We start from the raw sequence: 7,371 nt of genomic DNA, 5'->3' as shown, positions 1-7,371 counted from the left end.
CCTCCCCCACCGTCCCGAACAACATCTCGATCTCCCCCCGCTCGATAATCAACGGCGGCGAAAAAGCCAAGGTATCGCCGGTATACCGCACCAGCACCCCCGCCTTGAGACACGCCAGAAAAGCCTCGTAAGCGCGCGCTCCCGGAGCACCCGGGCGCGGCTCGAGTTCCACCGCCGCCGCCAGGCCGATATTGCGGATGTCCTTGACGTGCGGGCACTCCCGCAAAGCATGCACGGCCGCCTCGAAAACCGGCTCCAGTTCGGCCGCGCGGGCAAACAATCCTTCCCGCACATAGAGATCCAGAGCCGCCACCGCCGCTGCCGCCGCCGCGGGATGGCCCGAATACGTATAGCCGTGGAACAGCTCCACCGAACCGGCCGGCGCCGCCTCCATCACCGCATCGTGCAACGGCCTCGCCACGGCCACGGCCCCCATCGGAACCGCGGCATTATTGATGCCCTTGGCCATCGTCAGCAGATCCGGCGTCACCCCGAACCGCTCGGCCGCCGTCGCCGCGCCCAGCCGTCCGAACGCCGTGATCACCTCATCGAAGATCAACAGAATGCCATGCCGGGTGCACAGCTCGCGCAGGCGCTCCAGATAGCCGCGCGGCGGCACCAGCACCCCCGCCGACCCGGCCATGGGCTCGACGATCACGGCCGCCACCGTGGACGGATCGTGCAAGGCCAGCAGCCGCTCCAGCTCATCCGCCAGATGCGCGCCCCACTCGGGCTGGCCCCGCGAAAACGCGGCCTCGGCGAGATTCCCGGTTGCCGGCAGATGGTCCACCCCCGGCATCAGGTTGGCGCCATAAGCCTTGCGGTTCGGCCCCATCCCGCCCACCGACATCCCGCCGAAACCCACGCCGTGGTAGCCCCGCTCCCGTCCGATGAACCGCACGCGTTGTCCTTCTCCGCGCGCGCGGTGATAGGCCAGCGCGATCTTCAGCGCGGTGTCGACCGACTCCGACCCCGAATTCGTGAAAAAAATGCGGTCCAGGCCCTGCGGCATGATGGCCGCCACCCGCTGCGCCGCCTCGAAGGCCACCGGATGCCCCATCTGGAACGGCGGCGCGTAATCCAGCGTCTGCATCTGGCGCAGCACCGCCTCGATGATTTCCTGCCGGCCATGGCCGGCATTGCAGCACCACAGGCCGGCCGTTCCGTCCAGGATCCGGCCGCCGGCGGCATCGCGGTAGTACATGCCGTGGGCCGACACCAGCAGGCGCGGCGCGGCCTTGAACTGCCGGTTCGCCGTAAACGGCATCCATAGGGCTTGCAAATCGGGCACGGCGGCGAACATGGGGCGCTCCTTCCATAGCATTGGCGGATAGTGTGCGATGGCCGGCATCGCGGCGCAAGAACGCGCCGCCCTGCACCGCGTCCCGCCGCGCCGCGGCTGGCTTTCCTCGCGCGCCGTCTCCCTGGCACAACACGCGATAACAGGTGCATGAAGACGCAAGCACTGGCAGAATGTTACATAACGTTGCAACATCCGATTTGCAGCCGGCTTCCCCCCTGCGCAGCGCCGCACTCCGCCTACTGACAGACGCCATGGCCTTACCCGACCCGCTCGCCCGGGACGCCCTTTCCGCACGCCCCGCCCACCCCTGGGGATGGGGCGGCATATGCCTGTGGCGCGCCATCGCGGCAGGATTGCTGGTGTGCATGGTGCTGGCGGCGTGCGCCACGCTGCTCTTCATACGCGCCACCATCCGTACCCAGATACTGGCCGCGCTGGAAGACCGCGACGGCAACACCGCGCTGATCCTGGTCACGGCGCCCTATGGCAACCTGCGTACCCGTCCCTTGACCGATCTGCACGTCCTGGCCGGCGACAAGGCGCTGGAGCTCTGGGCCCTGCCCGCCGGAGGCTCGCCCCGTTCACTGGGCCTGCTCGCGCCTGGCGGCGGCTTGCTGAAGATCGAACCCGGCAGCCTGGACGGCGTGCCGGCCGTGGCCGTCAGCCTCGAACCCCCGGGCGGCTCTCCCAACGGCCGGCCCAGCGGCCCCGTGATCCTGCTGGGCAGGACACAGCAACTGTAGGCCAGTAGGCCAGGCGGCGGCGCTTCAGGCGCGCACGGGCGTGCGCAGCCAGCGGTCGAAAGCGGCATTGACCGCTTCGGGCTGCTCCATCGTGCTCATGTGCCCGGAATCCTCGATCGCGGCCAGGTCGGCCCCGGGGATCACTGCCGCCATCTCTTCATGGCGCGCCAGCGGGCTCCAGCTATCCTGGCGGCCGCACAGCACCAAGGTGGGGCAGGCGATGGCCGGCAACAGCGGCAGCGCATCGGGCCGCGCCAGCAGCGCATGGATCTGCGCCGCGAAAATCTCCGGCGTGCGGCGCTCGATCATGTCGAGCACGGCATCGAACAGCGCACTGTCCAGCCGGTCGGGATGGACCATGCCGCGCGCCCAGGCGCGCCCCATCGCGCGCATGCCCTCTTCGCGCGCGATGCGCAGCAAGGCCATACGGCCCGCGCGTTCGGTTTCCCCGGCTGCGCCCGGGTCCAGCGCCTGGCAGCCGGTATCGAGCAGCGCCAGCCGCAAGACCCGCTGCGGCGCCAGCCGCAGCACCTCCAGCGCGACCCGCCCGCCCATGGAATGGCCGGCCAGGTTGAACGGCCCGGGCGGCGCGTGCCGCAGCACGTGCTCGGCCATGCCGGACAGCGTATCCAGCGTGCCGTAGTCAGGCACCTGGCAGGCGTAGCGCGCGCCGAAGTACGCGCATTGGTCTTCCCAGACCGTCCGGTCGCACAGCAGGCCGGGCAGCAGCAGCAAGGATTCGCTGGCGGGGTTCATTCCATTTCCTCGTAGACGGCCGTTGCCGGCCGGTGCATGCCGCTAGCGCGCATCCGGCACCTGCCGCGTTTGCATGAAAGCCTCGAAGGTCTCGCCGCGCATGGTGGCGTAGATCTCGAGATTGGTTTTCTTGACCACCCGGCCGAATTTCTCGAGCACGAAGAAATTGACGCCGTACTGGACCAGCCCCAGCCAGTCGCGCGCGCGAACGAGCGCCTTTTCCTGCTCGGACAGGCCCGCGGCCGTCATCGTGCCTTCCTCGTCGGCGACGAAGCGCTCGCGCCAATCGGCGCGGATCATGTTCCAGAAGAAGCGGTTGATGTTCAGCGTGCGATTGCTGGTGCGCAGATCGAACGCATAGGTGCCGGAGATCTCTTCGATCCCTTCGAGTTGCGGATTCATCGCGTCCTCCTTATGCCGTGGCCGGCTCGGCCTTGTCCGCCGATGCCGCGACCGGTTCGCCCTCTTCGTAGAGCACCACCGTCATCGCGGTGGTCGTGGCCAGGTAATAGTTCTGGTGCAGCTTGCGCACCGGACCGGCTCCCAGCGCGCCCCGCATCGCCAGCCACATGATCTGCTCGACGCTTTCGGCGCCGCCCAGCCGCACGTAGTCGGCGTGCTTCATGCGCATCAGCGCCTCGGGATCGTTCTCCAGCAGCTCGAGGAACTTCAGGTCCCATTCGGTATTGTTGAAGCCGGTGCGTTCGCCATGGATCTGGTGCGACAGGCCGCCTGTGCCCACCACCACGACCTTGAGGTCCTCCGGATAGGATTCGACCGCGCGCCGCACCGCCTGGCCCAGGCGGTAGCAGCGGCGCGCGGTAGGCAGCGGGTACTGCAGCACGTTGATCGCAATGGGCACCACCGTGCCGGGCCAGTCCGGCTTGTGCGGCCACAACAGCGGCAGCGGCGAGGCGCAGCCGTGGTCGATGGGCTTGTTCTGGAACACCGCGATGTCGAACTCGTCGTTGACCAGCGACTCGGCCATGTGGGCCTGGAAGTCGACGTTGCCGCGTATGGGCGGCAGGTCGCGCAGCCCCGCGCCCTCGTCGGCGATCGGGAAGTGTTCGCCCACGCCCAGCGAGAACGTGGGATACAGGTCGAAAAAGAAGGTGGTGCAGTGGTCGTTGTAGAAGAACACCAGCACGTCCGCCTGTTTTTCGGCCAGCCAGGCCGCGACGGGTTTGTAGCCGTCGAACAGCGGCGCCCAGGCCGGATCGCTCTGCTTGCCCTTGTCGTAGGCCACCGCGATCGTCGGGACGTGCGAGCTGCCGATACCGCCAATGATTCTTGCCATGATTGTGCTCCGTGGGGAGTGAGATTCGGACCAGCGTTCCCGCGGCAGGCCGGGAGAAATGCAGGTCTCGTCCTGTTCCGGCCGGGTGCGGCTCCCGTTTTTTCTGTGAATGGCCCCATTGTATGGGATCCCAAATCAAACTGGAAGATCCTTATTTCTGCATTAATGCGCGAATTCGACCTTATTCGGGATCCCAAAACACTTATACTTCGTCCCATCGACCGCCGGCTCGCACGGCCGCCCGGCAACCACAGGAGGCACACCCATGCAGCAGACCACCACCATGCTGCACATCCGCGAGATGATTCTGCGGGGCGAGCTCGCCCCCGGGGAACGTGTGCGCGAGGCCGATCTCGCCGCCCGGCTGGGCACGTCGCGCACTCCGGTGCGCCAGGCGCTGCCCGCGCTGGCCCAGGAAGGCCTGCTGGTCCAGTCCGGCGCGCGGGGCTTTGCGGTGCGGGCCTTCTCGGCGCGCGAATCGCTGGAGGCGCTGCACCTGCGCGCGGCGCTCGAAGGTCTGGCGGCCCGGGCGCTTGCCACCCACGGCGCCAGCGACGAGATGCTGGCCGAACTGAAGGACTGCCTCGACGCGGGCGACCGCATCTTCGCCACCCGGCAACTGGCGGACGGCGACGAAATCCGCTATGCGGAAATGAACGCGCACTTCCATGCGCTGATCCTGGAAGGCGCGCAAATGCCGCTGCTGGCCAACCTCGTCGGCCGCTGCAACGTCGTTCCCTTCACCGATCCCATGACCCTGGCCTTCGACACGCAAAGCCGGGACACGATGTTCAACTTCCTGTTCTATGCCCATCGGCAGCACCACGCCATCGTCGCGGCGATAGAAAACGGCCAGGCCGACCGCGCCGAGAACCTGTTCCGCGAACACGCGTACAACCAGATCCAGAGCCAGGGGGCGGAATTCGAGAAACAGGCGGAGCGGGGCGCCGCGTCCCGGCGGCGGCCGGCCCCGCCGTTCATCATGGCGTGAACCGGCCCTCGGTCGAGCCGGACTCGGCAGGCAGGTCCCCTGAACGGCCGAACGCTAGACCATCAGCTCCAGGCTCTGCACCATGGCCAGCAAGCGCGGGCCGAGATCGTTCTCCAGTTCCCCCGCCCTCAGCTGGAACGCCTGCACCACGCAGTTGAACACGGCAATCTCGGCATTGGGCGTGCGCCGCAGCGGCACCGCCACGGCGTGGATGTCCGGCCGCAGATCACCCAGCGAGACGCAGAAGCGGCGCGTGCCGAACCCCGCGATGCTTTCGTTGACCGCGGCCTCGTGGCACTTCCACAGCTCCGGCGTCTTCACCTTGCATTCGTTGATCAGCGCCGAGCGCTCTTCAGGCGTGCAGGCGCACAGGTACGCGCGGCCGATGGCGGTCGCGACGATGGGATGCGACATGCCGATGTCGGAGACGCGGTTCGACAAGGTCGAACGCCCGCGGCTCGTCTCCAGGTAGACGATGTTGAGCCGGTCGCGCAAGCCCAGCGAGACCGATCCCTCCAGTTGCTCCGCCAGCTTCGTCATCGCCGGACGCGCGGCCTGGCGCAATGCCAGATTCGCCAGCAAGGGATAGCCGAGCGCCACCACCGCCGTCCCCAGTTCGTAGTTGCCCGAGCGCCGCTCCTGCGTGAGGTAGCCGAGCTTCATCAAGGTGTAGGTGAACCGCGAGACCGTCGGCCGCGACAGCCCGGTCAAGGCGGACAACTCGCCATTGCTCAGCGTGGGACGCTGCGGACTGAAGCAGCGCAGCAGTTCCAGGCCACGGGCCAGCGTGGTGGCGAACTGCTTGTCGAACTCGGAAGACTGCGGGGTGGTCATGGCGTTTCGTCCGATAGTCAAAACTGTATTCAGATAATCTGAATATATCTTCAAATTATTCTACTTATAAAAAATAATTCGCTTCGATTCAAACATGCATGAAAGGTGTGAAGCGAATGCTGAGTATCGAAGACAACCACCTGCTGACCCGCGCCGGCCCGGCGACGCCGATGGGCCAACTGGTCAGGCGATTCTGGGTGCCCGTCCTGCTGTCGCGGGAACTGCCCGAACCCGACTGCCCGCCCAAGAGGCTCACCGTCATGGGCGAGGACCTGCTCGCCTTCCGCGACACCGATGGACGGGTGGGGCTGATCGATCCCGTCTGTCCGCACCGGGGCGCCAACCTGTACTACGGCCGCAACGAGGCCCACGGCATTCGCTGCGTGTTCCATGGGCTGAAGTTCGACGTCCACGGCGCGTGCGTGGACATTCCCATCGCGCCGCCCGGCACGGACAGGGAACGGCTGCGCATCAAGGCCTATCCGGCGCGCGAAGCCGGCGGGCTGGTCTGGGCCTATATGGGGCCCGAACCCGTGGCGCCGGCGCCGCCCGCGCTGGAATTCACGCTGCTGCCCGAGTCGCATCGCTACGTATCCAAGAAATGGCAGGCCTGCAACTGGGTGCAATGCGTCGAAGGCGCGCTGGACACGGCGCATTTCTCCTTCCTGCACATGGTCATCGCCGAAGACGAGGCCAAGGCCCTGGCCATGCTCAAGCATGCCGCGATCGGCGCGCAGAGCGTGCAGAACGATCGCGTGCGCTGGGTCCGCGACGACCCCATGCCCAGCTTCGAAGTCAATCCGAACGACGTGGGACTGACGATAGGCGGCGCCCGCCGGGCCGACGAAGATCTGTATTGGCGCATCGCGCAATTCATGGTGCCCAACCACGCGCTGGCCCCCAGCGCGTTCCCCGGCGAACTGATGCACGGCCAGACCTGGGTGCCGGTGAGCGACGATGCCTGCTGGATCTACACCTATACCTGGCATCCGGACCGGCCCCTGACGGAGCGTGAAAGGGAGATGTGCGAATCGGGCCATACGGTGCACGCGAAAGTCGACGAGCATTTCCGGCCGCTCGCCGGCCCCCACAACGACTACATGCTGGACCGGGAGGAGCAGAAGCACCGCAGCTTCACGGGCATCGCCGGCGTATCGGAACAGGATGCCGCCATCCAGGACAGCCAGGGTCCGATCGCGGACCGCACGCGCGAACGCCTGTTCTCGACCGATGTGGGCATCGTCAAGTACCGGCGCCTGATGCTCGGCCTCGCCAAGGAGCTGCAGGAAGGCCGGGAACCCGCCGCCAGCCGGCTCGGCCATCGCTACGCGCTGCGCTCGGGAGGCTGGGTCGCCCAGCGCGGCATTCCGCTGGAAACCGTCATGCAGGAGCGCTTCGGCGATCCGCAAGGCTACGTCGGCCGCCACTATGGCCTCGAATGAACGCG

The 7,371-nt window shown here is 67.1% G+C and carries 8 protein-coding genes; 3 read left to right on the top strand and 5 right to left on the bottom strand.

Annotated features, from left to right (window positions below; translation table 11 throughout):
- A partial coding sequence (gene aptA / locus PIGHUM_RS19390; protein WP_148087262.1) for an omega-aminotransferase AptA occupies nt 1-1,303 on the bottom strand: 1,303 nt, incomplete at its 3' end.
- A 251-nt stretch (nt 1,304-1,554) separates the two neighbouring features.
- Here aptA and PIGHUM_RS19385 point away from each other — a divergent pair.
- Nucleotides 1,555-2,046 (top strand): anti-sigma factor domain-containing protein, encoded by a 492-nt coding sequence (locus PIGHUM_RS19385; RefSeq protein WP_160142357.1) that lies wholly within the window; start codon nt 1,555-1,557, stop codon nt 2,044-2,046.
- Nucleotides 2,047-2,070: 24 nt separating this feature from the next.
- Here PIGHUM_RS19385 and PIGHUM_RS19380 read toward each other — a convergent pair whose 3' ends face one another.
- The 3 genes from PIGHUM_RS19380 to PIGHUM_RS19370 are packed head-to-tail and all read right to left on the bottom strand — an operon-like array spanning nt 2,071 to nt 4,099.
- Nucleotides 2,071-2,802, bottom strand: coding sequence for an alpha/beta fold hydrolase (locus tag PIGHUM_RS19380; protein WP_124081355.1), 732 nt, complete (start codon nt 2,800-2,802; stop codon nt 2,071-2,073).
- Nucleotides 2,803-2,844: 42 nt separating this feature from the next.
- Nucleotides 2,845-3,204, bottom strand: coding sequence for a protocatechuate 3,4-dioxygenase (locus PIGHUM_RS19375; protein ID WP_124081354.1), 360 nt, complete (start codon nt 3,202-3,204; stop codon nt 2,845-2,847).
- 10 nt (nt 3,205-3,214) lie between these two features.
- Nucleotides 3,215-4,099: a gallate dioxygenase gene (locus PIGHUM_RS19370; RefSeq protein WP_124081353.1), complete on the bottom strand. Its 885-nt coding sequence runs from the start codon at nt 4,097-4,099 to the stop codon at nt 3,215-3,217.
- Nucleotides 4,100-4,364: 265 nt separating this feature from the next.
- Here PIGHUM_RS19370 and PIGHUM_RS19365 point away from each other — a divergent pair, with 265 nt between their 5' ends.
- Nucleotides 4,365-5,090: a GntR family transcriptional regulator gene (locus PIGHUM_RS19365; protein WP_124081352.1), complete on the top strand. Its 726-nt coding sequence runs from the start codon at nt 4,365-4,367 to the stop codon at nt 5,088-5,090.
- A gap of 54 nt (nt 5,091-5,144) precedes the next feature.
- Here PIGHUM_RS19365 and PIGHUM_RS19360 read toward each other — a convergent pair whose 3' ends face one another.
- Entirely contained in the window at nt 5,145-5,924 is a 780-nt protein-coding gene (locus PIGHUM_RS19360; protein ID WP_124081351.1) for an IclR family transcriptional regulator, read from the bottom strand.
- A 116-nt stretch (nt 5,925-6,040) separates the two neighbouring features.
- On the opposite strand from PIGHUM_RS19360, the gene PIGHUM_RS19355 reads away from it, so the two are divergent.
- A complete protein-coding gene (locus tag PIGHUM_RS19355) occupies nt 6,041-7,366 on the top strand; it encodes a Rieske 2Fe-2S domain-containing protein (RefSeq protein ID WP_124081350.1) in 1,326 nt (441 codons plus the stop codon).
- The last annotated feature ends 5 nt before the right edge of the window (nt 7,367-7,371 follow it).

Origin of the sequence: Pigmentiphaga humi (assembly GCF_900606115.1) — a bacterium.
Classification (GTDB): Bacteria; Pseudomonadota; Gammaproteobacteria; order Burkholderiales; family Burkholderiaceae_B; genus Pigmentiphaga; species Pigmentiphaga humi.
This window is presented reverse-complemented; position numbering and strand designations above follow the sequence as displayed.

Coding starts and splice junctions, on each gene's coding strand:
- PIGHUM_RS19355 (WP_124081350.1), top strand. CDS start 6,041: ATGCTGAGTATCGAAGACAACCACCTGCTGACCCGCGCCGGCCCGGCG.
- PIGHUM_RS19385 (WP_160142357.1), top strand. CDS start 1,555: ATGGCCTTACCCGACCCGCTCGCCCGGGACGCCCTTTCCGCACGCCCC.
- PIGHUM_RS19375 (WP_124081354.1), bottom strand. CDS start 3,204: ATGAATCCGCAACTCGAAGGGATCGAAGAGATCTCCGGCACCTATGCG.
- PIGHUM_RS19365 (WP_124081352.1), top strand. CDS start 4,365: ATGCAGCAGACCACCACCATGCTGCACATCCGCGAGATGATTCTGCGG.
- PIGHUM_RS19360 (WP_124081351.1), bottom strand. CDS start 5,924: ATGACCACCCCGCAGTCTTCCGAGTTCGACAAGCAGTTCGCCACCACG.
- PIGHUM_RS19380 (WP_124081355.1), bottom strand. CDS start 2,802: ATGAACCCCGCCAGCGAATCCTTGCTGCTGCTGCCCGGCCTGCTGTGC.
- PIGHUM_RS19370 (WP_124081353.1), bottom strand. CDS start 4,099: ATGGCAAGAATCATTGGCGGTATCGGCAGCTCGCACGTCCCGACGATC.